The sequence below is a fragment of the Thalassospira sp. ABD4_177 genome, assembly GCF_056160125.1.
In genome coordinates this window covers 465,390-491,077 of sequence record NZ_JBSWWO010000001.1, presented here as the reverse complement: position 1 = coordinate 491,077, position 25,688 = coordinate 465,390, and the positions used below count along the sequence as shown (strand labels likewise).

Here is a 25,688-nt window from a genome sequence, read left to right as displayed (position 1 = left end):
AGGAAAGGGTTGAGAGATGCTTAGTCGTACCGCAGACAACCTTTTCTGGCTGTCGAGATATGTTGAACGGGCTGAAAACATGGCCCGCCTGATGGAAATGGGCTATCGCATGGCCCTTATGCCCGCAGCTGCAAGCGGCAACCGGTCGGAATGGGAATCGGTCCTGTCCGCATCGGGTTGCGCGGCGGGGTATGATCCCGATGCGCCGCTGCGTCAGGAAGAGGTCGCCAATTTCCTGATCTTTAACCGTGACAACCATTCATCGATCATCAATTGCTTTGAATATGCACGTGCCAATGCGCGCGCCATGCGCACCGCCATTACCGCAGAAATGTGGGAAGCATTGAACAATGCGATCATGGAGCTTAGGCGCCCGTCGATGCACAATCTGGCCAAGAATGAGCTGCCGGAATTCATCGACTGGGTCAAAAAGCAGGGCGCGCTGTTCCGTGGCGCCACAGATTCCACCATTCTGCGCAATGACGGTTATGACTTCATCCGTCTGGGCACCTATATCGAGCGGGCCGATAACACCGCGCGACTTCTTGACGTCAAATATTACGTCCTGCTGCCGGAAACCAGCATGGTTGGCGATGGTGTCGATAACTATCAATGGACCACGGTCTTGCGCGCAGCGTCATCACTGCGCGCCTTCCACTGGGTTTATCGCGATGATTATTCGCCGCACCGGATTGCGCATTTCCTGATCCTTAATCCGTTCAGCCCACGGTCACTTGCCCATTGTGCCGAACAGATTACCCAGCATCTTGAACGGCTTGCCCGCCATTATGGCCAACGCCATAGCGTGCATCGTCAGGCGGTCGAGATATATTCCCTGCTGACGCAAAGCGACATGGACGAGATCTTCTCGACCGGGCTGCATGAATTCCTGAACGATTTCCAGGGCCGCAACCGCATCCTGTCGCTGGCGATTGCTGATGCCTATCATTTCGGGGGGCAGTAAGATGCGCTTGAACGTCGAACACAGAACCCATTACCGCTATGAAAGCCCGGCCTATCATGCGGTGCAAAGCCTGAAGCTGACCCCGGCTGAATTCGAAGGCCAGAAAATCATCAACTGGTCGATCACGGCCGAGGGATGCGCCATCGGATCGGAATTCACCGATGGCAATGGCGATGTCATCAGCACGCTGACCTCGAACGGCCCGGTCGAGGCGATTGAAATCGTCGTGAAGGGCGAAGTGGAAACAACCGACACCGCGGGTGTTTTGCGCGGTCACAAGGAACGTGCCTTTCCGGCTGTGTTCCTGCGCACCACGCCAATGACCAAATCAAGTGCCGCCATCCGCAAACTTGCCGACAAGGTCGCCAAGAAGACCAAGGATGGCTCGATGCTTGATCTGGCACACGGTCTTGCCGGTGCCGTTGCAGAGGCCATTGAATATGCCCCGGGCACAACCCACGTCCATACTACGGCAGCCGATGCGCTTGCCGATGGCAAGGGGGTTTGCCAGGATCATGCCCATGTTCTGATCTCGGCGGCCCGCCATCTTGGCATTCCGGCGCGCTATGTATCGGGATATCTGTTTGCCGATCACAAAGGCAAACCGCATGAGGCATCCCATGCATGGGCGGAGCTGCATCTGCCGGAATTTGGTTGGGTGGGGTTTGATCCGGCCAACAAGTGCTGCCCGACCGATTATTACATCCGGCTCGGGGCGGGGCTTGATGGACAGGTCGCAACACCCGTGCGTGGTGTACATACTGGTGGCGCGAATGAGAATTTGGATGTAACAGTCGTCATTTCGCAGTCACAACAATAATCGGACTACAAAAAGATGACCTACTGTGTCGGGTTGATGCTGAACGAAGGGTTGGTTTTCCTTTCGGACACGCGGACCAATGCGGGCCTTGATAACATTTCGCGTTATCGCAAGATGTTCACTTGGGAAGTCCCCGGTGAACGCGCGATTGTCGCGCTTTCGGCTGGCAATCTTGCCATCACCCAGGCGGTAATGAGCACCCTGTTTGAGGCCATTGACGATCCCGACACCGAACCGGGCAACTGCATCCTGAGCGCGCCCAGCATGTTCCGCGTCGCCGAACTGGTCGGCGAAGCCATGCGCAAGGTTCAGCTGAAATACCATGACACGCTTGAACAGCATCATGAAAGCAGTGCGGCCTCGATCATGATTGGCGGGCAGCGCAAGGGTGGCGACCAACGCCTGTTTCTGGTTTATGCCGCGGGCAACTTCATCGAAGCGACATCCGACACGCCCTATCTTCAGATTGGCGAGCATAAATACGGCAAACCGATCCTTGATCGCGTGATTACACCCGACACGCCGATACAGGACGGGGTGAAGGCGGTGTTGCTGTCGATGGATTCAACGCTGCGCTCCAACCTGTCGGTCGGCATGCCGCTTGATCTGGCGGTGCTGCCTGATGACATCTGCCAGTTTTCCGAAATCCGCCGCATTGAGGCCGATGACCGGGGCTTCCGTGCGCTGTCGGAAGCCTGGTCAAATGCACTGCGCGATGCCTTTGCCGACATGCCAGATGAGCATTGCGACATCGCCGCCGAATAGGCGCGATCAGTCGCGAGATTTAAAGCCGGACCCAAATGGTCCGGCTTTTTGTTTATGGGCATGCCAGTGTTATCTGCCGCGATGCAGGAACCCTTCAACCCGGGCCAGATGGCTGTGATGGCTTTGATGCCGATGGGTCAGAAGGCGATAGACCCAGACCTTGATGATGCCTGCGACCACAAACCAGCACAGCGCATAGCCCCAGACCACCAGCGCGTGATACCAGCCAATCGGCGGTACGAACCAGCCATATACTGCGGCCAACGTGCCAATAACCTGCGTGATCTCGGTTGCCAGAAACAGTTTCATGCTGGGATAGGGTTTCTGCCAGAAGAACCCCTTGTGCCGGGTGAGATAGATCGTCAGATGCCCTGCCACCAGAAGCTTGAGGAACACCAACGTCTGGACCTCTTCCGGGGGCAGGTGCAGCCAGATTTCCGAAACCCATAGCAACGTAAAGGATGAAACCACCCCGATGGCCCCCAGAAGGGATGCCATGGTCAGCGTATTGCCCATATTCCATCGCACGGGGTGCTCGGCAACATCGGCATTGTCATAGGCGATCATCATGATCGGAAAATCATTGAGCAGTGCCAGCAACACGATCATCACCGCTGTCACCGGATAGAAATCGAACACCAGGATCGAAATTGTCATGAACAGCAAAACGCGGATCGTTTCGGAAATCCGGAAGGTCGCGTAACTGCCCATACGTTCAAAAATACGCCGCGATTCTTCAATCGCGCTGGTGATCACCGAAATCCCCGGCGCGGTCAGAACAAGATCGGCCGCTGCGCGCGCCGCATCAGTGGCGTTTGACACCGCAATACCGATATCGGCCTGTTTGAGCGCGGGCGCATCATTCACCCCGTCGCCGGTCATGCCAACAATATGTTCGCGATCCTGAAACTGACGGACAATCGCGTATTTATGTTCGGGAAAGACACGCGCAAAGCCATCCGCCTGTTCGATCATCACCGGATCACGGGCCTGATTATTGCGGTCAAACACCGCATCGGCAGGCAGGATATTCTGGCCCAAGCCCAATTCACCAGCAACTTCTCGACCAATCGCCTCGTGATCGCCGGTGATCATGCGGATATCAACACCCTTGCTGCGCAGCTCGGCAATTGTCGATGCCGCATCTTCGCGCGGCGGATCAAACAGCGGAAGCAATCCCAGAAACTGCCAATTGTCGCCCGCCCCACGCTGCGCCACGCCAAGGGCACGATATCCGTGATCTGCCATGGTTTTGATTGCGTCCATCACCGGGCGATAGGCCGCGACACTTTCAATATCGGATCGCTCATCCCCACACAGAAGCGTGAGAACCGCCTGCGGCGCGCCCTTGGCCACCAGAATGGTCTTTCCGTCCCGGGTGACTTCGGCCTCGGCCCGTTTGCGCACCGGATCAAACTGCCGGAAGATGGTGACGTCATAGCCATCAAGCTTTGCCGTATCGCCAAGGGTGGCAAAGACCGCGCTATCAATCGGGTCGTGACTGTCGGCCTCTGACGCCAGGGCTGCCGCGCGTATGACCGCGTCTTCATCTTCGGCGTCAATCAGAACCGGTGTTCCGACCGTCAGATGGTTTTGCGTCAAGGTGCCGGTCTTGTCAGAACACAGGATGTCCATGCCTGCCAGTTCTTCAATCGACACAAGTCGTGAAACAATGGCCTTCATCCGTGCCAGCTTTTCGGCCCCGACCGCCAGTGCGACTGACAGAACCGCTGGCAAGGCAACCGGAATGGCCGCCACCGCCAGGATCAGGGCAAACAGCAGCGTTTCCATCAATGGGTCGCCGCGATGCAGGGCGACGGTCATGATCAGTGCAATCAGACCCAGCGTAATCAGGATCAGGAAGTTACCAATGCGCAAAACCGCGCGCTGAAAATGTGATTGCTTGCCGGCCCCTTTGACCAGACTTGCTGTCCGGCCAAGATAGGTCGCCATGCCGGTCGCCGTCACCATGGCGGTCATTTGCCCCTGACGCGCCACTGCGCCGGAATAGACCTCATCCCCGACCTTCATATCAATTGCCAGCGACTCACCAGTCAGAGCGGATTGATCAACCCGCAAATAATCACCCGCCAACAGTTTGGCGTCGGCGGGAATGATATCGCCCAGCTTGATGCGAATAAGGTCGCCCGGCACCAGTTCCCGTGCCGGAAGATCCGACCAGGCGCCATCGCGCAAAACGCGGGCATCCGGGGCAAGGCGCTGCTTAAGTGCCGCAATGGCGTTATCAGCCTTGAATTCCTGCCAGAAGCCAACCCCGGCATTGAGCACCAGCATCACCATAATGATCGTAAAGTCTGACCAGTGCTGTACCACGGCTGACAGAATGGCGGCCCCTTCGATCATCCACGGGATCGGCCCCCAGAAAAATGAAAGAAGCTTTTTGAGCGCACTGGTCTGATCATCCTTGAGCCGGTTTTCGCCGAACTGCTCGGTCCGGCGTTTTACGTCCTCTGCGCCGAGCCCCGTTTTCGGGTCTGTTTGCAGCAAGGATGGATCAATTTCGGGAAAATCACGTTTGGTCGTCTGTTCCATCATGATGGTGCCCTCTGAGCCCCGGTGGACGTTATGTGGACGATATCGGGAACGCCAATAGTTCTAGATTATATTGCACCGCACAACATTGTTGCACATCAATCTGGTCGACAAATCAATTGTCACAAATTATCTATAAAATATGACAAAACGCAGCACAGACACCACGGTCGCAGGCCGCATTACCCGCGCCCTGGCCGAGCGGATTATTTCCGGTGAGTTTGAACCGGGCATGAAACTGCGTCAGGACCATTTCGCCGAGGAATTCGGCGCCAGTCACGTTCCCGTCCGCGAGGCTTTTCGCAGGCTCGAAGCGCAAGGTCTTGCTGTCAGTGAACCGCGCCGTGGCGTTCGGGTTGCCAGCTTTGACATTGCCGAAGTGCGTGAAGTTGCTGAAATGCGAGCATCCCTTGAAGTGCTGGCACTGCGCCATGCTGCCCCCAATCTTACCCCCGAAATTCTTGATCAGGCGGAATCCCATAACCGGGACGGCGAAAACGCCGCCGACGTCCAGGCGTGGGAGCAAGCCAACAAGGCGTTTCACCGGGTGATCCTGGAACCGTGTGGCATGCCGCGCCTGCTGGCATCGATTGATGATCTGCATGCCGCCAGCGCGCGGTTTCTGTTTTCAGGCTTTCGCATGGAATGGGAAGCCCCGACCGATCAGGACCACCGCGCGATCCTGGCCGCACTGCGCAGCAATCAAATCGACGTCGCCGCTGCGACCCTTGCCCGTCACGTCAAATGGATCGGCAATAAATCCGGCAAGGTCGGGCGCCCGATGGCGCCAAACTAAGACCGACCGTTTCCCCGTTATCTGACCCCAAAAACCGGCAAATGTACGTGTAATGCCACCCGATTCAGAGCGAACGGGCACCTTTGCGCACGACCAGACTGTCACAGCGGCTAAATCACGATATTTTATAGATAATTTTTATTTATAAAAATCAATTACCTAGATATCATCATCTGAAAATACGCCTCTAACAGCGACTAAAAGGTCATTTTGGCGTTGATTTCAACGCGGGATCGCGGCGTAATTAACGTAGAAAACGTCATTTTATAGATAATATCGAATTCAAGCTGTATCGAACGGGATCGGGATGACATTTACGCGGCGAATGCCGCACTGAAATGCGCCGTGATCATCGCACTGCGCAATGATGCCCGCCCGGCCACAACGGCCCTCCGAACAGCTTGTCGGGTTCAACCCCCGAACCCGTGCCGCCCGCACGGGTTTAATTGGCGAAGCTCTCTATCCGTGGGGGCTTCGCCACTTTTCTTTTGTGATGCGGGAATATCTGGCGCTCGCCTCGACGCCGGAGCCGATGGCCTAGTTCGCCTCGGCGGTTTCGCGCGGCTGATAGATGAAGCCGTGGGCCGGATAAACACTCCCGAATGAACCAAGCGTGTTCATCATCCGGACTTCCGACCAGTCATTATTCGGCGATACATCCACCACTGGCTGCCGGTAATGCACCTTACCGCGCGTACGCGAATCGCTGCCCCAGTTGGCGTGATTCACAAGGATCTTGCGATCATCAAGGATGGCAGAGACCACCGCCACATGACCGAGCTTGAGACGCGATGTCTTGCGTAGCGCAAGGACGGCACCGACTTGCGGACGGTTGCCGCGCTGGAAGTTTTTCTGACCGGCCTGGCCCCACCAGGTCCAAGCATCACCATAGATCTGGATGCCGGAAACTTCGCGCGCGTAAGGCACGCATTGCAGGAACTTGTTGGTCGGGGCAAAGTTGTTCAGCGGTGAGGACGGGATGGTGACACTGGCAACCGATTGCACCGTATCACTTGGCATCGGGCCCGTCGGACGACTTGCGGTATTGCCCGTACTAAAGCAGGCCGAAAGCAACAAACACAGTCCGACAATACCAACCAAACGCATCAGGAAATCCCCATCTTCTCACGATGGATCACCATAGGATGGCAGGCCTTAAGAATCCTTTACCGCAACACACCAGCACGCGGCAAAGCCCCGATGCGATACACCCGCCAAAGCCCGACACAGGCCGCACACAATATCAGGATACCCGAGCCGCGCGCGGTATATTGAATATGACCCGCTTCGGAAATCGCGCCCAACAACGTCCCGCCAAGCGCCATGCCGCCAAAGCTGGTGGCACTCCAGAAACTCATCACCCGACCGCGCAGGCGATTATCCACCGTAAGCTGCAAGGCCGTCTGCGAGCCGACACCAACCAGCGTCAAACCACCCCCGGTAAGGGCCACCAGAACCACCGCAAGCTCGTACCACGGCGCAAACCCAAGTCCCGTCATGCCGATGGCTGCGGCAAAGGCCCCGATAATGGTCACCCGTTGATAGGCAATGGCATCCGAAGCAATCCGCGACAGGATAAAGGTCGATGTCACCGCCCCGATCCCGGCACTTGATGCCAACATGCCAAGCCCGGTCACACCGCGATCATAGACCGCCTCGGCAAAGACCGGCATCAGTTCGACCATGCCGGTCCCGACCAACGAAACGAAACAGGAAAGCGCCAGCACCGAGCGGATCATCGAATGGTTCAGCGCATAACGCGCCCCATCAACAAGCGACGTCCAGATACGTCGGCTTTTGGCATCCGGTGCGCGTTCCATATGAATGGTCACGACCGAGATGACAAACACCATCGGCAGATAACTGATCGCATTGATCATGAACGCCGCCCCGGTGCCCCAGGTGGCAATCACGACACCACCCACCGCCGGTCCGACCAGCCGCGAAATATTGAAATTCATCGCCGCATAGGCCACCGCCCGGTTCATGAAAGTTCGCGGCACAATCACAGGCACCAGCGACAGGCGAATAGGTGTCATCGCGCTGCCCAGAATCCCCATCGATCCTGCCAACACCACCATCCAGGGCAGGGTCATCATGTCGGCAAAGGACAAGCCCATCAAAAGGAACGAAACACCCGCCTGACCAAGATTGATCAGCATGGCTGTCCGCCGCAAATCGACCCGGTCCGCAATCACCCCGAAAATCGGCCCAAGGAAAAAGGCCGGCGCGAAATTAAGGGCTGCGATCATACCGGTCCAGAAAGCAGACCCGGTCAGCGACCATGCCAGCCAAGACATGGCGATTTTCTGAATCCACAGCCCCTGGGTCGTGATGCATTGCCCGACCAGAAACAAAAGGAAATTGCGATCGGAAAAAATCGATCCTTGTGCCGCGCCCGACTTGGCAGCTTGGCTGGATTGATCCGGATCTGGGGCAGGGTCGGAGTCAGGAACGGGCACGAGGCCTCCTTGTCGGTGGGCGGGATAAACCGGGTTTCTTGATCATCAATATGGTGCCAGGTTGGTGACGCGGCGATGACGACCGATCCGGTTTTGACAGGCGCATGCGGGCAGGGTACGGCCCGAAAGATCCGGGGATTATAGTAAAGACAGATCGTTCTGGCACCAAATCTTCGCAAATCGAAGACGGCACGCCTTCCAAAACCGGGAAGTGCGACACATATCTATCTTAAGCACAAAGTCATCAATAACAGATAAAATCGTCCAAGAAACCAACGCCTTATATCAGGGTTTCCGCCCTGGCCGGGATATTGCCAAGCATGGTTCAGACATTCCGCGATATCGAACGTGAAAAATTCGCCATCAGCCCGAAGACCTGCGAATGGACCATTCGCGCGATGACGGCATTGCGCGCCAATATCGACATCAATATCAAGATGCACGGCCCGCGCGACCATCTGTCGCAGGGCGACATTTTCATGTTCAACCACTTCGCCCGGTTTGAAACCTTTATCCCGCAATTCCTGATCGCGCTGGAAACCGGTGTCTATTGCAGATCCATCGCATCGGGCGAATTTTTTGCCCAGGACAACAGCTTTTCACGCTATTTGCGCGCCTTGGGCGGCGTGCCCAATGATTATGAGCGCCTTCTGCCCTTTCTCGCCGAGGAGATTTTGCGCGGTGGCAAGGTCGTGGTCTTTCCCGAAGGTGGCATGGTCAAAGATCGCCGGGTTCTGACCGATACCCGGCCACACCACAAACGCCCGGATTACAGCATCTATTCCAGATCGGCTGATACAAGACGCGCACATCACACCGGTGCCGCCCTGCTTGGGCTTTGTATTGATGGCTTCAAGATCGGGCTTTCCACCCTGATCGAGAAGGGCAAAACCGATGAACTCAAACGCTGGGCGGCCCTTCTGGAGCGCAGCGAAGATGATTTGCGCGCAACCCTAGCCAAGCCGACCCTGATGTTTCCGGCCAATATCACCTTCCATCCACTGCGTGTGGATCAGAACCTTTTGGCCCGCGCCGCCGACATGTTTACCGGCGGGCTCAGCCCCAAAATGGCCGAGGAAATGATCATCGAAGGCAATCTGATGTTCAAGAAGACCGACATGGACATCCGCCTTGGCAATCCGGTCGATCCACGCGATCAGTTCAACTGGCTTGATCGGCGGTTGCTGGCCAAGCGGGTGGAACAGGCCGCCTGCATGGATGACCTGTTCAAACCGGCCAAGAGCCTTGAAAGGATCACCGAGCGCATTCCGCAATTTGCCATTACGCGCAATATCAAACCGCTGCGCGATCATTGCATGTCAGTGATGTATTCGAACCTCACGATCAATGTCAGTCATCTGGCATCGCGCCTGATCATGATGTGGCTTGAGGATGGCGTGACCGAGATTGATATCAGCCATTTTGACCGCACCCTTTATCTGGCGATCAAGAACATCCAGCAGGCCGAAAATGTCCATCTGCATCGCGGCATGCGCAATCCGGCCGATTATGTCGGCATTTTCGAACTCAACTGCCCACAAATCCGCTTCTTTATCGACAGTGCGGTGCAGCTGGGCCTGATTGAACGGCGCGATCAGAAATACTGTTTCCTGCCAAAATTGCAGGCCGAGGCCAACTTTGATCAGATCCGCATGGACAATCCGATCATGGTTTATGCCAACGAAATGGCACCGATCCATTCCGCCTGGCAGGCACTCGAACGCGCGCGGATCGAGGTCGACCATCTACGCCCGACCGACATCGCCCGGCGTCGCTTTGATGATGAAATTCTCGCTTGGCAATGGAACCACAGCAAATTCCAGAAACCGAAATACGACGCAATCAACAGTCAGGAAACCGCGACCGCCGATAGCCGCCCCTATTTGCTGCTGCCCAACGGGCAGACGCGTTTTGCCTGTGGTGTGTTGCTGGTGCATGGCTTTCTGGCGTCACCGGCGGAACTCCGCGATCTGGGCGACAAGTTTGCGGCCATGGGTCATGCGGTGATGGGGGTTCGGCTTGCCGGGCACGGCACGTCACCCCATGAGTTGCAAAAACGCAAATGGACCGACTGGCTGGCATCGGTCCGGCGCGGCTATGAAATCCTCAGCCCGTTTTGTGATCAGGTGATCATTGTCGGCTTTTCGACTGGCGGCGCACTTTCTGCCATCCATGCCGCTGACAAACCCGAAAAACTGCGCGCACTTGTTCTGGCGGGCACGCCGCTTAAATTCCGCAATCGTAATCTGATGTTTGTGCCGTTGCTTTATGGTGCGAACAAGCTGATGGGCTGGATGCCGTCCGCACAGGAATTGCTGAGTTTCCGACCCAACGAATCCGAACATCCCGACATCAATTACCGCAACATCCCGATTGGCGGACTGCATCAATTGCGCCAGACCGTGGCCGAGATGCAGCGACGCCTGCCCGATCTCGATTGCCCGACCCTGATCCTGCAGGGGGACGGGGACAAGGTCGTCGACCCCGCCAGCGCCAGCGCCAGCATGATCCGACGCCTTGCCACCAGCAAAAACAAAACCGCCGAGATCGACGTCCAGATGCTGAAATCCGAGCGCCACGGCATCGTCAATGAGGATATCGACGATGCCCATACCCGCATCATCACGTTTGTCCAAAATCACTGCGATACAGCGGATCGGGAGACGGAAGCCATCCCCGCCGAGTGATTGCGGGTGGCGTCGCCGTATTGGCACACTCCGCGAACGACCGCGCGACCTAGCCCTTCGACGCCCAAACACCTTCGACCCGCCCGCAGTTCTTCTTGACGAAAAACCCGCCCCGTCATAATTTGGATCCATGGATACAAATATGATTGCACAGGCACTTCGAGAAGAAATCGAAGCCGGGAGCTTGCCGCCCGGAACGGTGCTTAAGCAGGAGAGCCTCGCCACGCGCTTTGGCGTCAGTCGCCAGCCGATCCGCCACGCCCTTGAACGGCTCCATGAATCCGGCCTGCTTGAAAAACGTCCGGACAGAAGCCTTGCCGTCACCGGCCTTCGGCAAAAAGACGTCCGCGAGCTTTGCCAAATTCGCATCTCGCTTGAGGTCACGGCCCTTGAGCTGTCCGCCCCCAATCTGAGCCCGTCAGCCCTGCGCAAGGCCAAACGCCTGAACGCAGATCTTTTTGAGGAAGACGATCCCGACATGCTGGCGGAACTCGATCAGGAATTTCACGCGACCCTCTATGGCGCGTGCGGCAATCAAAGGCTGCTGACGATGATTGAGGGATTTCGCGGCGAGGCCAAGCGCGCCTATGCCCTGCAACCCAAGGGATCGCGGCCGCGAAGCGCGTTTTATGAAGAACATCAACAGATCCTTGCTGCCCTTGAGGCCGGCGATATCGCCACCGCATGCAAGGTGTTGAGCACCCATATCGGCGTCACCGCCGGAACCCTGATCCCGATTGATCAATCCTGAAGACCAAGGAGCCCCACATGAGCAGTTTTGGCGCAGAAGTCATCTGGCAGCGCAAGGACAGCGAAATTTTCACCGACCGGCGTTATTCACGAGGTCATGTCTGGCGCTTTGATGGCGGGGTCGAGGTCCCGGCCTCTTCATCCCCGCATGTGGTGCCGCTGCCCTATTCACTGGAAGAAAATGTCGACCCGGAAGAAGCCTTTGTAGCGACTCTTTCAAGCTGTCACATGCTATTTTTCCTGCATTTCGCATCCGATGCCGGACTGGTAGTCGATCATTATGCCGATGCGGCGATGGGCGAGATGAAAAACGTCGATGGCAAAACCATGATCTCCAAAGTAACGCTACGCCCCGATATCCGTTATGGCGGCAGGGCACCCGACGCAGAACTTGTCGCCAACCTGCATCACCGCGCACACGAGGCCTGCTTTCTGGCCAATTCGGTCAAAACGGAAGTCATGGTCGAAGCCGCTTGAAGTCAGTTTGAAACCGGCTTTTGCGCACAGATCGCATAGCGGTGCTGGACACCGCGTTCTAGGCCCTTGGCAAAGCTGATGTGCATTTTCTGAGCACTGTGGATCTGCTTCAGATCGAAATCGATCGAAATCGGATCAAACCCGGTCCGGGCCAGCATGGCTTTGACGTCATCGGCCCGTGCCCCGTTTGAAAAATGCACGCGGGCGAGAATGTCTTGGTGGGTCTTCATGTGCGCAACCGTTTCAACCGGTTTACGCAGACCCACGATTTCAAGGAAACCTGCCATCGCCTTGTTGAATTTCGTCGCCCAGGTCGGAGAGACGAAATCACCATCAACCACCAGAAGCTTGCCACCGGGTTTGAGCACCCGGAACCATTCGGCAAAGGCCGCCGCCGGATCAACCAGCGTCCAGACCAGATGACGGGTGACGATCACGTCATAGCTGTCGTCATCTTCAAGGGTACTTTCGGCATCGCCCAGCAGGAAGCGGATATTCGATCCGCGCTGCTTTGATTTTGCGCGTGCCTTTTCAAGCATGGTTTCCGACCAGTCCATGCCGGTCACATCAAAACCAAGATCATGCATCAGATGGCTGATCACGCCAGTACCGCTGGCCAGATCAAGCGCCTTGCGCCCGTCACCCTTGCCAAAATGGCGCTCAAACAGGGCATGCCATGCACTGCGCTCGGACTCTGAAAAGATTTCGTGTCCGGGCTGCTGATCAAAGGTTTCTGCGCGCATCGACCAGTATTCCTTGATCTCTTCGCGCAGATCGTAGTTGCGAGCCTGATTCATGTTTTGCTCTGCTCTCGGCGAAACTATGGTTTTTTTACTATCACAAAGAAAACTGCGCATCCCAACGAACAAATGATTTGCATTTTCATTGCGAAAAATATTGATTTTCATTCTCAATAACTGGTAAATCCCTCCGCAGGCAATCCTAATCTGAGGAAACGGGAATGAAACTTTTGGGTGTATTTGCTGCGCTGACAATGCTGGTTACAGGCACTGCACAGGCAGCAGAATCGGTCACTGTAACCGATGTTACAGGACGCGAAGTCAAAGTCGAAGTACCAGTCCAGAAGGTCATTCTGGGCGAAGGTCGTTTGGTCTATGGTCTGGCAACGCTTGATAGCGAAGACCCATTCCAGCGTGTCGTTGGCTGGCGCGATGACCTCAAAAAAGCCGACCCGCAAGGATACGGCCTTTATGCTGCGAAATATCCGCGCATTGACGACATTCCGACCTTTGGCGGCATGAAAGACGGCACGTTCGACATCGAACAGGCCATTTCGGTCAATCCGGACGTCGTGATCATGAACCTGGAAGCCAAAGGCGCCACCGAAGATGGCGGTTTTGACGAAAAACTCGCCGCTGTTGGCATTCCGCTGGTCTATATCGACTTCCGCGAAGCGCCGATGAAAAATACCGACACCAGCATGAAAATCCTTGGTCTGCTGACCGGCAAGGAAGACCGTGCGGCGGAATTCATCAAGTTCCGTGCCGACAGCATCAAGAACGTCACCGATCGTATTGCCAAGGCAAACCCGGAAAAGCCGCAGGTCTTCATTGAACGTGCGGCAGGCTATTCCGAGGAATGCTGCATGTCCTTCGGGAATGAAAACTTCGGCAAAATGGTCGAAATCGCTGGTGGTGTAAACATCGCAGCATCAATTATTCCGGGCACATTTGGCACCATCAACCCTGAACAGGTAATCGCATCCAACCCGGACCAGTTCGTTGGTACCGGCGGTGACTGGGAAGCCTATGCACCGGGTATGGGATGGGTTCCGGTTGGACCGGGCGCTGATATGACCGAAGCAAAGCGCAAGCTTGACGGTTTGATGGACCGTCCAGCCTTTACCGGCATTGATGCCACCAAGAACGGCAACATTCACGTGGTCTGGCACCAATTCTATAACAGCCCGTATCAGTTCGTGGTAATCGAACAGATGGCAAAATGGTTCCACCCTGACCTGTTTGCTGACATCGATCCCGAAGCAACTTTCAAAGAGCTTCATGATCGCTTCCTGCCGCTCGATTATACGCCGGGCTATTTCATCTCGAGCAGCGATACAGCCACAAACTAATGGCGACCAACCAACTCAGCGTCGAAGCCGGGAGCGTGCATTACAAGGCACGCTCCCTGCGTCGTTTTCTGCTCCTGCTTGCAATGGCGGGGGCATTGTTTCTTTCGTTTGCCATCGATCTGGCGACGGGCCCGGCGAACTATCCGTTATCGGACGTGATCGCCACCCTGCTTGATCCATGGTCAGCCACCGATCAGATGCGCGTGGTGATCTGGGATATCCGCATGCCGGTCGCACTGATGGCGCTGACTGTCGGTGCGGCCCTGTCGACCGCCGGCGCACAGATGCAAACCATCCTTGCCAACCCGCTGGCCAGCCCGTTTACGCTGGGCATTTCGGCCGCTGCCGGGTTTGGCGCGGCACTGGCATTGGTCCTTGGTGTGGCGCTTCTGCCGGCCTTTGTGGATTTCATCATTCCGCTTAATGCCTTCATCATGGCGATGGGCACGGCACTGATCATTCATTTCTTTAGCCGCCTGCGCGGTGTGACGGTCGAAACCATCGTGCTGCTTGGCATCGCGCTGGTCTTTACCTTCAACGCGCTTTTGGCCCTGTTGCAGTATCTGGCAAGTGAACAGGCGCTGGCGGCTGTTGTCTTCTGGACTATGGGGTCACTGGTCAAGGCAACCTGGACCAAGGTGGCTGTCACTGCCGTTGCGGTCGTGATTGCCATTCCGCTCTTTACCCGTCAGGCATGGGCATTGACCGCCCTTCGTCTGGGCGATGCAAAGGCGGAAAGCTTTGGCGTGAATGTGCAGGGGCTTCGACTGCGTACCATGCTGATCGTAAGCCTTCTGGCCGCCATTCCGGTCTCGTTTGTTGGTACGATTGGGTTTATCGGCCTTGTCGGGCCGCATATTGCCCGCATGCTGGTCGGTGAAGATCAACGCTTCTTCCTGCCAGCATCGGTTCTGTGCGGGGCTTTGATCCTGTCGGCCACTTCGGTGCTGTCGAAATTGCTGATCCCGGGTGCGATCCTGCCGATCGGGGTGATTACCGCCCTTGTCGGTGTGCCCTTCTTCTTCTCGCTGATTTTCGCAAGTCGGAGGAAATCATGGTAACGCTGCGTCTTGAAGATATCGGAACCCGCTATGGTAAGGTGCAGGTGGTCTCCGGTGTCACCACCCCGACCATTCAGCCGGGCACGGTAACCGCCGTTATCGGCCCGAACGCGGCTGGTAAGTCCAGCCTGTTTCGCCGTGTTGCCGGCCTTGCACAGGGCGGCGGCGTTGTCGATCTTGGATCACATAGCCCCGATCGCAACACGATTTGCTATATGCCGCAGGATACCGGTTCGACCGCCGTTCTGTCAGTCTATGAGTCGGTCATTCTCGCCGCCAAACAGGGTTCGAGCCTTCGCGTGCGCGCCGAGGAACTGGCCCGGATCGATGAGATTCTTGCCGCCCTTCGTATTGGTGATCTTGCTGGACGAAACCTTGGCGAGTTAAGCGGCGGGCAGCGCCAGTTGGTCGCCATTGCCCAGACGTTGGTGCGTGATCCTAAGATCCTTCTGATGGATGAGCCGACATCGGCCCTTGATCTGCATCGGCAGATGGAAGTCCTGTCCTTCATGCGCGACGTGGCAAAAAATCAGAACATCATCGTCCTGATCGCCATTCACGACCTGAACCATGCCCTCCAATATTGCGATCAGGCCATGGCCATTCGCGATGGCAGGATGGTGGCGTTTGGCCCGTGTTCGGATGTCATCGACAGCGATCTTCTGCGCGATGTCTATCAGGTCGACGGCCATGTCGAGCTCAACTCGCTTGGCCATCCGCATATCGTGCTGCGCGGCCCAAGCGATGAAACCAACAGCCGTCACAATACCGCCGTTGGTCACAACGAACTGGCAGACACCGCATTGGCTGCTCAATAGGAAGGCGCAGCTTTCCTTGTGATTAAAAACTTTGCATTTAAGGCATTTTCTGCTTCCATGGAAGAATGATGATCATGCATCGCAACAGCGTCATGTTTGGCGCTGTTTTCCTTTGCGGACAGGGGGAAATTCCCTTGCGATGTTTTTCATGCTTCAGGAGGCAGAATTTGCAGACCGGCGCGCCATTCAGTTTTGAACGCTTTACCTTTCCCGACCTGAAAACCTTGTTGGCGAAGGCAAGTCCGCTTCGGTCGGGCGATGTGCTGGCGGGCCTTGCCGCAAGCTCGGATGAAGAACGGGTGGCGGCACGCTTTGCGCTGGCCGAAGTAGCGCTTAAACGCTTTTTAAGCGAGGCCCTTGTTCCTTATGAGGATGACGACGTCACCCGCATGATCATTGATGATCATGATGCCAATGCCTTTGCACCGGTCTCCTCGATGACGGTGGGTGAATTTCGCAACTGGCTTCTGACTGACGACGCCACCCCCGAAGCACTGAAACATCTGGCCCCCGGCCTGACGCCGGAAATGGTGGCGGCTGTTTCAAAACTGATGCGCAATCAGGATCTGATTGCGGTGGCCAAGAAATGCCATGTGGTGACGGCCTTTCGCAATACGGTTGGCCTGCCCGGCCATCTTTCGGTCCGTTTGCAGCCCAATCATCCGACGGATGATCCCGCTGGTGTCGCCGCCTCGATCCTCGATGGGTTGATGCATGGCAGTGGCGATGCGGTGATTGGCATCAATCCGGCGACAGACAGCCCGGATGCCATGATCGAGCTTCTCAAACTGATTGACGAAGTCCGCGAACGGATCGATATCCCGACCCAATCCTGCGTTCTGGCCCATGTGACCACGGCGATTGACGTGATGGCGCGCAATGCCCCGGTTGATCTGGTGTTCCAGTCAATCGCCGGCACGCAAAAGGCCAATGAAAGCTTTGGCATAAATCTGGCCATGCTGGCCGAGGCCGAAGACGCCGCCAAGGGCCTTAAGCGTGGCACGGTCGGCGACAATGTCATGTATTTCGAAACCGGACAGGGGGCCGCCCTTTCGGCTGATGCCCACGAAGGCATTGATCAGCAAACCGTCGAGGCACGCGCCTATGCGGTCGCACGCAAATATTCGCCGCTTCTGGTTAATACGGTGGTTGGCTTTATCGGGCCGGAATATCTGTTTGATGGCAAACAGATCACCCGTGCGGGCCTTGAGGACCATTTCTGTGGCAAGTTGCTTGGCGTGCCGATGGGCTGTGATGTTTGCTATACCAATCATGCCGAGGCCGATCAGGATGACATGGACAACCTGCTTACCCTTCTGGGTGTTGCCGGGTGCAACTTCGTCATCGGGGTGCCGGGTGCAGATGACATCATGCTCAATTACCAAAGCACAAGCTTCCACGATGCGATGTATCTGCGCTCTGTCCTGGGACTGCAACCCGCGCCGGAATTTGCCGCCTGGCTGCGCAAGATGGAAATCCTTGATCAGAATGGCCGCACCCGTCCGCAGCTTGACGGGCAGGCCGCCCAGAACCTTCTGGCTTGGTCGGGGGCCGCTTAGATGAGCAACCTGACCGACAAGAAAATCCCGAGCGGCCTTGATCCGTGGAACACATTGCGCGTGCATACCGATGCCCGCATCGGCCTTGGCCGGGTGGGTGACGGATTACCCACCGAACGGTTGCTGGAATTTCAGATGGCGCATGCGCGCGCCCGGGATTCGGTGCATATGGCCTTTGATGCCGGATCCGTCCGTGCCCAGCTTGATGGGTTGGATCAGCCGATCCTTGATGTCCATTCCGCCGCCCCGGATCGCCCGACCTATCTGCAGCGGCCTGATCTCGGTCGTTTGCTTGATGACGAGTCGACTGCGGCGCTTGGCAAACATGCCGGGGAATATGACGTCGCCTTCATTCTGGCCGATGGCCTGTCGGCGCGTGCCACCCATGACCACGCGGCCAATACCCTGTCGCTGATACTTGATCAGTTGGGTGAAAGCTGGTCGGTCGCACCGGTGACGCTCGCGACCCAATCACGCGTCGGTCTCGGCGATGAAATTGGCGCGGCGTTGGGGGCAAAGCTGACGGTGATCTTGATTGGCGAACGCCCGGGTCTGTCGAGTGCAGACTCGCTTGGTTGCTATCTGACATGGGGACCCAAGCGCGGCCGTTCGAACGCCGATCGCAACTGCGTATCAAACATCCGCCCGGCCGGCCTGAACCCGCAAAAGGCCGCGAAAAAGATCGCCTATCTGATGAGCGAGTCGCGCAAGATGGGCCTGTCGGGTGTGGCATTGAAGGACAATTCATCCAACCCCAACCTGATCGAGGGCTAAGCCTTAAGCGCTTCAAGACCGTCTGCAACCATCACCGGATCAAATTCCGTGATGTGATAGTCGGCCAGATCATGCTGGTGAAACGGGTCGCGTGTCAGTTCGTCTTCCAGCGCTGCGCGGTCGCCCTTGGCCAGAATCACCCCGCCATCGCGCGGGATCTTGCGCCCGGATGCCAGAAACATGCCCTTGGCATAGGCCTGCTTGAGCCAGGCAATATGGCCTTCAATATGGGCATCAACCTGATCGAGTGGGACCTTGTAACTCAGCGAAACGACAAACATCGGTTTTCCTGTCTTCGGTTTTGGACGTCCAAAACTCGTTGGTTTTAGACCCGACCACAAATCACGTTCTGGCGATCAGAACCGGGGATCAGGTCGCATCCGCCTGACTGCCCATCCGGGCAAGAAGGCGTTCAATCCGATCCGCATGCGCACTTTCGACCCGCGCCAGGCTTTCAAACCAGGCAGCGACATCTTCAAGGCCCTCTTCACGGGCAATGCGCGCCATTTCCGGATAGGCCGTTTCCGCCTCATCCTTTTCCTGTGCGATGGCAGCTTCAAGGTTAAGGCGCGTTGTCCCCATATCCTTGCCCGTCAGCGGATCGCCCGCGGATTCGAGAAATTCCAGATGGCCGAATGCATGGCCTGTTTCGGCCTCGGCCGCGGTACGAAACAGCTCAGCCGCCTCAGCCTGGCCTTCGATGTCGGCCTGCTGGGCAAAGTAAAGATAGCGTCGGTTGGTTTGCGCCTCGGCGGCGAAGGCCATGCGCAGGTTTGCCTCGGTACGTGTTCCCTTGAGCGCCATGTGCGCTGATCCTTGTTATTGTTCGCCCGTTACACTGATGGTGTAAGGGCAAAAGTCGCAAAAAATAAGGCGGCAGAACCATATGGTTCTGCCGCCCTTTATTTGTTGTCAAATCCACCGTCGTCAAGCAGAGCAGGGGCAATTGCACTGATCAGACGTCAGATTTCATCTGCCTGTCACCTGCGCACGAGTACGCAAGGGACAGCGCATTATGTCAGGCCGCGTCTTTTGCCGCCTGATTGCGACGCAGACGGAAGACGAGATCGACCGATGCCAATTCCGTACCGTTCGGCATGTTCGGAATGTTGGCGATCTTGACGTCACCAGCCGGGATATCGGACAGCATGCCGTCTTCTTCGCAATAGAAATGGTAATGCGGTTCGGTGTTGGTATCGAAATAGGACCGACCCGAATCAATCACGATTTCATTGAGAAGGCGCGCATCGGTGAACTGGTGCAAAGTGTTGTAAACCGTTGCCAGCGATACCTTTATATTGTTGCTCATGGCTTCGGAATGCAGCTGTTCTGCCGTGACGTGACGATGACCATCATCAAACAGCAAACGTGCCAGTGCCAGACGCTGACGCGTGGGACGCAGATTGGCATCCTTGAGCCGGTTAAGCGCGTTGGTATATGGACGCGATGTATGTCCCATAGCTTTGCCCCTTTGTCGTGGTCGGGCCAAAATCCGCATGGCCCTGTTGAATTCTTGGCATAGACTAAAGAACCCCGACGCGTTGTTCTTTGATTTTGATCAACTATAATCGCAGGGTGAAATAACGCTAAATACAAACAAAAAGGGCCGGTAAAAACCAGCCCCTTTTTTATTTGATCCGAGATCGGGATCAGTCGCCCGTCATGATGCGTTCGACCAGTTCCTTCACGGTCGGAATATTGCCGTTGGCATAGAACGGATCTTCGCCAAACTTGTAGGCATTGTGACCGGCAAACATCAGCTCATGTTCGACATCGGCACCATGGGCAATATTCTGCAGCGTCTTCTGAATGCAGAAGGAGCGCGGATCGGCACGTTTACCGGTGGTGCCTTCATGCTGTTCCCAGTTGGAGAACTGGCACTGCGACAGGCAACCCATGCAGTCGATCTGGTCTTTTTTGATCGTCAGCGCGCTTTCCGGGGTGACAAACACCATGGTGTCATCCGGGGTCGGCATGCCTTCGGTGTAACCGGCTTCAAGCCAGCCCTTGACCTTGTCGGCATCATCTTCACGCACATAGATCGGACGACCACGACGGCCCAACGGAATACCGACATGCAGATCTGCCTCGGCGGTACGCGAATAGCGGACCTGACGATCAGAACGCTGATGAAGGTCTTCGAGGAAGTCGTTGCGCACAGCCGAGCTGTAGAAGCCCGTCGGGCTGAATTTGTGCAACGACACATCGCCGTTCTGCAGACTGGTCAGACGGGATTTCCAGTCATCGGAAATCTCGCTTTCCTGGGTCAGAAGCGGACGCGTCCCAAACTGGAAGGCCACCGGGGCGACTTCCGGATTGTCGATCCAGTCTTCGAAATCGCGCAGATACCAAACCCCACCGGCCATGATGATCGGAACATCATTCAGGCCAACGGAATTCATGAATTCACGAAGGGCGGCCACACGCGGGAACGGATCTTCGGGGACCAGCGGATCTTCGGAATTCGACAGGCCATTATGGCCACCGGCACGCCACGGATCTTCATAGACCACGCCGCCCAGCCATTCCGGGATCTTTTTGTACGAGCGCAGCCACAGCGCACGAAACGCACGCGCCGAAGACACGATCGGATAATAATGCACGCCATACTGCGCAGAAATCTGCGCAATCTTGTAGGGCATACCCGCACCACAGGTCACACCGTGGATGAGACCTTTGGCACCTTCAAGAACACCATGGAGAATGGGTTCAGCACCGCCCATTTCCCACAAAACATTCATATGCAAGCGGCCTTCGCCATTGCGCATTTCATGTGCAATCTGCGCCTGCGCAATCCCGCCACGAATGCCATAGGCGATCAGTTCCTGATGACGGTCACTACGGGTTTTTCCTGCATATTCGATCGGGACCAGATTGCCGTTCTCGTCATAAGAATCGGCATTCACAGCGGAAAAAGTCCCGATACCACCGGCAGCAGCCCATGCGCCGGAACTTTTACCCGTCGATACAGCAACGCCTTTGCCACCTTCAATAACTGGCAAGACTTCTTTACCCGACATGACGAGCGGTTTAAGGGCTTTCAAATTCGTCTCTCCCATTCGGCATTTGCCCGCGATACCAAGGTATCGCGCAGAGTGCCGGACGACGTCGCGTTTTTATCGTCGTCCGGCATCCCGTTAGCTTATTCGGCGTCGCCTGCTTCGAGGTCAGCACCGGTTTCCTGGTCAACACGTTTCATCGACAGTTTGATTTTGCCGCGATCATCGAAACCGATGACTTTGACCTTAACCTGGTCGCCTTCTTTCACGATGTCCGAAACCTGTTTGACACGCTCAGGTGCCAGTTCGGAAATGTGAACAAGACCGTCGCGCGCACCGAAGAAGTTCACGAATGCGCCGAAATCAACAGCCTTAACGACCTTACCGTCATAGATATGATTCAATTCAGGTTCCGCAACGATGGATTTGATCCAATCCACTGCCTGCTTGCCTTTGGCACCGTCGGTATGTGCGACAGTGATCGAACCATCATCTTCGATGTCAACTTTTGCACCGGTTTCTTCGCAGATTTCACGAATGACCTTGCCGCCCGAGCCGATGACATCACGAATTTTGTCTTTCGGGATCGAGAACTGGGTAATGGTCGGTGCGTTGCCCGAAACTTCACCACGTGCTTCCGGCAGTGCCTTGGACATTTCGCCAAGAATGTGCAGACGGCCATCACGTGCCTGTTTCAGAGCAATCTGCATGATTTCTGCAGTCACCGAGGTGATCTTGATATCCATCTGCAGCGAGGTAACGCCGTTCTCGGTACCAGCAACCTTGAAGTCCATGTCGCCAAGGTGATCTTCGTCACCCATGATGTCGGACAGAACAGCGAAGTCATCGGCTTCTTTGATCAGGCCCATGGCGATACCGGCAACCGGACGTGCCAGCGGAACACCGGCATCCATCATTGCAAGCGAGCTTGCGCAAACCGTCGCCATCGAGGACGAACCGTTTGATTCGGTGACTTCCGAAACGATACGGGTGGTGTACGGGAAGGCATCCTTGCTCGGCATCAGCGGATGCAGGGCACGCCATGCCAGTTTACCGTGACCAATTTCACGACGGCCCGGCGAACCCATACGGCCAGCTTCACCAACCGAATAGGGCGGGAAGTTGTAATGCAGCATGAAGCCTTCACGGTATTCACCGTCAAGCGCGTCAACGATCTGCTCATCCTGACCGGTACCAAGGGTAACAACAGCCAGCGCCTGGGTTTCACCACGGGTGAAGATCGAGGAACCGTGCGAACGCGGCAGTACCGAAACTTCGCCCATGATCGGACGAACGTCAGCACCGGTACGGCCATCGATACGCTTGCCGGTTTTCAGGATCGCACCGCGAACGATGTCTTTTTCCAGATCCTTGATGATCGAGGAAACCTTGCCTTTGAGTTCGTCAGGAACGTCATCACCAAGTTTTTCAACGATGTCGGCTTTTGCCGCAGCAACAGCAGCCGAACGCTCCTGTTTGACAACGTTTGCGTACGCGGCGGTCAGGCCTTCGGTGCCCAGAGCAGCAACTTTTTCGACCAGCGCGTCATAGCCATCCGGAAGACCGGCAACTTCGCGCGGCTCTTTGGCAGCTTCTTCAGCCAGATCGATGATCAGGTCGAGAACGCCCTGGAACTGTTCGTGACCGAATTTGACCGCGCCAAGCATGACGTCTTCGGACAGTTCTGATGCTTCGGATTCAACCATCATCACGCCGTCGCGGGTACCCGCAACAACAAGATCAAGGTCGCTTTCCTTAACCGCTTCGGTCGACGGGTTGAGGATGTATTCGCCATCCTTGTAACCAACGCGGGCCGCACCGATCGGGCCGAGGAACGGCAGACCGGAAATGGTCAGCGCTGCCGAGGTACCGATCATTGCAACCACGTCCGGATCGTTTTCCATGTCATGCGACAGAACGGTGCAAACGATCTGGGTGTCATTGCGGTATTGCGGGTGGAACAGCGGACGGATCGGACGGTCGATCAGACGCGAAACAAGGGTTTCTTTTTCAGACGGACGGCCTTCACGCTTGAAGAAGCCACCCGGGATTTTGCCAGCGGCAAATGCTTTTTCCTGGTAGTTAACCGTCAGCGGGAAAAAGTCGACATCCGGGCGCGGCTGTTTTGCGCCAACAGCAGTACACAGGACAACGGTTTCACCGTAGGTGACCTTGACGGCACCATCTGCCTGACGGGCAATTTTACCGGTTTCAAGAACCAGTTTGGCATTGCCCCACTGCATTTCCTTACGGACGACATTAAACATTATTTTCTTTTCCTCTTACAAACCTCTGGCGGACCCGAAAGTGTACACGAGTTCCGAACACATTACTCATGAGGCTTGCATGACAGCGTCATGAGTAATGGGTCCGGCGTAAGCATCGGGTCGGCCCATCCGACCCTGCTTCTCGTGTTCCGATCCACCGGAACAATAAAAAAACGACGGCGGAGGTCACCCTCCGCCGCAGTTCGATATCAGCGGCGAATACCGAGGCGTTCGATAACGCTCTCGTAACGCGACTGGTCTTTGCGCTGCAGGTACTTCAGCAGGCGGCGACGCTGACCAACCATCATGAGAAGACCACGACGGCTATGGAAGTCGTGGTTATGTTCTTTCATGTGCTCGGTAAGGTTCTTGATCCGTTCGGTCAGGATAGCAACCTGGACTTCGGGGGAACCGGTGTCACCGTCTTTCTGAGCGTATTCCTTGATCAGCTCAGCTTTGCGTTCAGCAGTAATCGACATCAGGCATCCTTTCGCCTTTAGAGATTAAAAACACGCACAGGACGGATTTCGCCACCATTGATCTCAGCCAACGCTACCGCGCGGTCATCGAGCATGGCACAGACGATTTCGTCCTGCACGACGGGGTTTTCAAGGGCATTGCGCTTTGCCACCGGCAACAGCCCGACAGGCTGGCCAGAGGAAAGGCGTTGCGCCTCGACTTCGGTCAGGGCCAGCGCCGGGATGTCGTCCAGCGCGGTCTCAACCGGAAGCAGTTTCTTCATCACCTCGTCCGGGTCCATATCCAGCAGTTCCTGCAGGGGAATGGCGTTCCCTTCCGAAAACGGCCCCGCCGAAGTCCGGCGAAGCGCGGCGATATAGCCGACAGTTCCAAGGCGCAGCGCGATATCGCGCGCCAAAGATCGCATATACGCACCTTTGCCCGACACAACGTCAAGCACGGCATGATCGCGATCTGGCATGTCGACCAGTCGAAGATCCTTGATCAGAATCGGACGTGGCTGCAACACCACATCTTCATCGCGGCGCGCAAGATCATAGGCACGCTTGCCATTGACCTTGATCGCCGAAAACTTTGGCGGCACCTGCTGGATTTCACCGATAAACTCACCCAGCACAGCCTTGATTTCGTCTTCAGTCGGACGATGGTCGGAGGTTTCAATCACCTCGCCTTCGGCATCATCCGTACTGTGCGCTTCGCCGAATTTCAGCGTCACGCGATAGCTTTTACTGCCATCCATGACATAAGCAACCGTTTTGGTTGCTTCGCCAAAGGCAATCGGCAGAACGCCGGACGCCAGCGGATCAAGTGTCCCGCCATGTCCGGCCTTGTTGGCATCCAACAGACGGCGCACCTGATTGACCACGGTTGATGACGTGATCTCCAGGGGCTTGTCGACCGCCAGCCAGCCATTAATGCTTTTACCGCGACGGCGACGCGCCATCAGTCGTCCTCATCTTCCGGGTCACCCGACCGGTCATCCACAAGATCCTGCGCGACATGCGGGTCACGAAGGAGGGCGCCTATATGGTCAGCGACATCAAAACTCTTGTCTTCGACAAATCGCAATGCAGGCACATATTTCATATGAACCGTATGGGCCACATGATTGCGCAGGTGTCCTTTCTGACGCATTAACGCCTTCATCGACGTTTCCGCTTCACCGCCGCCAAGCGGGGTAAAGGATACCATTGCATTGCGCATATCCGGAGAAAGATTGACACCCGTGATGGTCACCGGGCGCCGGGTCAGTTCCGGATCGTAAATGTCTCCACGCTCCAATGCCTGCGACAGCGCCTGACGGATTTCTTCCGCCACGCGGAGCTGTCGCTGACTTGGTGCTTTGGCCGGTTGCTTCGCCATTT

Annotated in this window: 24 protein-coding genes; 12 read left to right on the top strand and 12 right to left on the bottom strand. The window is 56.2% G+C overall.

From position 1 onward, the window contains the following. Positions 1–16: 16 nt before the first annotated feature. From ACXAF0_RS02325 to ACXAF0_RS02315, 3 genes are read left to right on the top strand one after another with little or no spacing between them, the layout of a single operon-like run. Positions 17–964 carry an alpha-E domain-containing protein gene (locus ACXAF0_RS02325; protein WP_475343289.1) on the top strand — a complete coding sequence of 316 codons (948 nt, stop codon included), beginning with the start codon at positions 17–19 and terminating at the stop codon, positions 962–964. Between the two features lies 1 nt (position 965). Then, complete coding sequence (locus tag ACXAF0_RS02320) at positions 966–1,784, top strand: transglutaminase family protein (protein WP_475343287.1); 819 nt, start codon at positions 966–968, stop codon at positions 1,782–1,784. A 15-nt stretch (positions 1,785–1,799) separates the two neighbouring features. Beyond that, the gene (locus ACXAF0_RS02315; RefSeq protein WP_475343285.1) at positions 1,800–2,549 is read left to right on the top strand and encodes a proteasome-type protease; all 750 of its coding nucleotides are present in this window, start codon (positions 1,800–1,802) and stop codon (positions 2,547–2,549) included. Positions 2,550–2,618: 69 nt separating this feature from the next. Here ACXAF0_RS02315 and ACXAF0_RS02310 read toward each other — a convergent pair whose 3' ends face one another. After that, positions 2,619–5,105 (bottom strand): plasma-membrane proton-efflux P-type ATPase, encoded by a 2,487-nt coding sequence (locus ACXAF0_RS02310; protein WP_475343283.1) that lies wholly within the window; start codon positions 5,103–5,105, stop codon positions 2,619–2,621. Between the two features lie 139 nt (positions 5,106–5,244). Between ACXAF0_RS02310 and ACXAF0_RS02305 the strand changes: the two genes are divergently transcribed. Beyond that, entirely contained in the window at positions 5,245–5,898 is a 654-nt protein-coding gene (locus tag ACXAF0_RS02305; protein WP_475343282.1) for a GntR family transcriptional regulator, read from the top strand. A 537-nt stretch (positions 5,899–6,435) separates the two neighbouring features. On the opposite strand, the gene ACXAF0_RS02300 is transcribed toward ACXAF0_RS02305, so the two are convergent. Further along, positions 6,436–7,005 carry a CHAP domain-containing protein gene (locus ACXAF0_RS02300; RefSeq protein WP_475343279.1) on the bottom strand — a complete coding sequence of 190 codons (570 nt, stop codon included), beginning with the start codon at positions 7,003–7,005 and terminating at the stop codon, positions 6,436–6,438. Positions 7,006–7,064: 59 nt separating this feature from the next. Then, the gene (locus ACXAF0_RS02295) at positions 7,065–8,360 is read right to left on the bottom strand and encodes an MFS transporter (protein ID WP_475343277.1); all 1,296 of its coding nucleotides are present in this window, start codon (positions 8,358–8,360) and stop codon (positions 7,065–7,067) included. Positions 8,361–8,680: 320 nt separating this feature from the next. Between ACXAF0_RS02295 and ACXAF0_RS02290 the strand changes: the two genes are divergently transcribed. The 3 genes from ACXAF0_RS02290 to ACXAF0_RS02280 all read left to right on the top strand — a co-directional run bounded on the left by ACXAF0_RS02290 (position 8,681) and on the right by ACXAF0_RS02280 (position 12,274). Further along, on the top strand, positions 8,681–11,047 hold the full coding sequence (locus tag ACXAF0_RS02290; RefSeq protein ID WP_475343276.1) for an alpha/beta fold hydrolase: 2,367 nt from the start codon (positions 8,681–8,683) through the stop codon (positions 11,045–11,047). Between the two features lie 142 nt (positions 11,048–11,189). Continuing rightward, positions 11,190–11,798 carry a GntR family transcriptional regulator gene (locus ACXAF0_RS02285; protein WP_475343275.1) on the top strand — a complete coding sequence of 203 codons (609 nt, stop codon included), beginning with the start codon at positions 11,190–11,192 and terminating at the stop codon, positions 11,796–11,798. A 17-nt stretch (positions 11,799–11,815) separates the two neighbouring features. Continuing rightward, the gene (locus tag ACXAF0_RS02280; RefSeq protein WP_475343274.1) at positions 11,816–12,274 is read left to right on the top strand and encodes an OsmC family protein; all 459 of its coding nucleotides are present in this window, start codon (positions 11,816–11,818) and stop codon (positions 12,272–12,274) included. 2 nt (positions 12,275–12,276) lie between these two features. Here the strand turns inward: ACXAF0_RS02280 and ACXAF0_RS02275 are convergent, their stop codons facing one another. Next, positions 12,277–13,071, bottom strand: coding sequence for a class I SAM-dependent methyltransferase (locus ACXAF0_RS02275; protein WP_475343270.1), 795 nt, complete (start codon positions 13,069–13,071; stop codon positions 12,277–12,279). Positions 13,072–13,235: 164 nt separating this feature from the next. Between ACXAF0_RS02275 and ACXAF0_RS02270 the strand changes: the two genes are divergently transcribed. The 5 genes from ACXAF0_RS02270 (at position 13,236) to eutC (ending at position 18,578) form a co-directional block, all read left to right on the top strand. Further along, entirely contained in the window at positions 13,236–14,366 is a 1,131-nt protein-coding gene (locus ACXAF0_RS02270) for an ABC transporter substrate-binding protein (protein WP_475343267.1), read from the top strand. Further along, positions 14,366–15,427, top strand: coding sequence for a FecCD family ABC transporter permease (locus ACXAF0_RS02265; protein ID WP_475343265.1), 1,062 nt, complete (start codon positions 14,366–14,368; stop codon positions 15,425–15,427). Before ACXAF0_RS02270 ends, ACXAF0_RS02265 begins: the two co-directional genes overlap by 1 nt. Next, complete coding sequence (locus ACXAF0_RS02260) at positions 15,421–16,245, top strand: ABC transporter ATP-binding protein (RefSeq protein WP_475343264.1); 825 nt, start codon at positions 15,421–15,423, stop codon at positions 16,243–16,245. The genes ACXAF0_RS02265 and ACXAF0_RS02260 overlap by 7 nt, the downstream gene beginning before the upstream one ends. Before the next feature lie 167 nt (positions 16,246–16,412). Beyond that, a complete protein-coding gene (locus ACXAF0_RS02255; protein WP_475343261.1) occupies positions 16,413–17,804 on the top strand; it encodes an ethanolamine ammonia-lyase subunit EutB in 1,392 nt (463 codons plus the stop codon). Continuing rightward, entirely contained in the window at positions 17,805–18,578 is a 774-nt protein-coding gene (gene eutC, locus ACXAF0_RS02250) for an ethanolamine ammonia-lyase subunit EutC (protein WP_475343258.1), read from the top strand. Here the strand turns inward: eutC and ACXAF0_RS02245 are convergent. The 8 genes from ACXAF0_RS02245 to rbfA all read right to left on the bottom strand — a co-directional run bounded on the left by ACXAF0_RS02245 (position 18,575) and on the right by rbfA (position 25,686). Then, positions 18,575–18,859 (bottom strand): YciI family protein, encoded by a 285-nt coding sequence (locus ACXAF0_RS02245; protein WP_475343256.1) that lies wholly within the window; start codon positions 18,857–18,859, stop codon positions 18,575–18,577. The two genes, eutC and ACXAF0_RS02245, sit on opposite strands and share 4 nt — an antisense overlap. Before the next feature lie 88 nt (positions 18,860–18,947). Continuing rightward, a complete protein-coding gene (locus tag ACXAF0_RS02240; protein ID WP_475343255.1) occupies positions 18,948–19,382 on the bottom strand; it encodes a rubrerythrin family protein in 435 nt (144 codons plus the stop codon). Positions 19,383–19,596: 214 nt separating this feature from the next. Further along, entirely contained in the window at positions 19,597–20,037 is a 441-nt protein-coding gene (gene irrA, locus ACXAF0_RS02235) for an iron response transcriptional regulator IrrA (RefSeq protein ID WP_063086087.1), read from the bottom strand. Positions 20,038–20,227: 190 nt separating this feature from the next. Further along, on the bottom strand, positions 20,228–21,622 hold the full coding sequence (locus ACXAF0_RS02230) for an NAD(P)H-dependent flavin oxidoreductase (protein ID WP_475346213.1): 1,395 nt from the start codon (positions 21,620–21,622) through the stop codon (positions 20,228–20,230). A 98-nt stretch (positions 21,623–21,720) separates the two neighbouring features. After that, a complete protein-coding gene (gene pnp, locus ACXAF0_RS02225; protein ID WP_475343251.1) occupies positions 21,721–23,844 on the bottom strand; it encodes a polyribonucleotide nucleotidyltransferase in 2,124 nt (707 codons plus the stop codon). Positions 23,845–24,053: 209 nt separating this feature from the next. Beyond that, a complete protein-coding gene (gene rpsO, locus ACXAF0_RS02220) occupies positions 24,054–24,323 on the bottom strand; it encodes a 30S ribosomal protein S15 (RefSeq protein WP_062957144.1) in 270 nt (89 codons plus the stop codon). A 17-nt stretch (positions 24,324–24,340) separates the two neighbouring features. Next, complete coding sequence (gene truB, locus ACXAF0_RS02215; RefSeq protein ID WP_475343246.1) at positions 24,341–25,267, bottom strand: tRNA pseudouridine(55) synthase TruB; 927 nt, start codon at positions 25,265–25,267, stop codon at positions 24,341–24,343. Then, positions 25,267–25,686: a 30S ribosome-binding factor RbfA gene (rbfA, locus tag ACXAF0_RS02210; protein ID WP_475343243.1), complete on the bottom strand. Its 420-nt coding sequence runs from the start codon at positions 25,684–25,686 to the stop codon at positions 25,267–25,269. The genes truB and rbfA overlap by 1 nt, the downstream gene beginning before the upstream one ends. Positions 25,687–25,688: the final 2 nt, after the last annotated feature.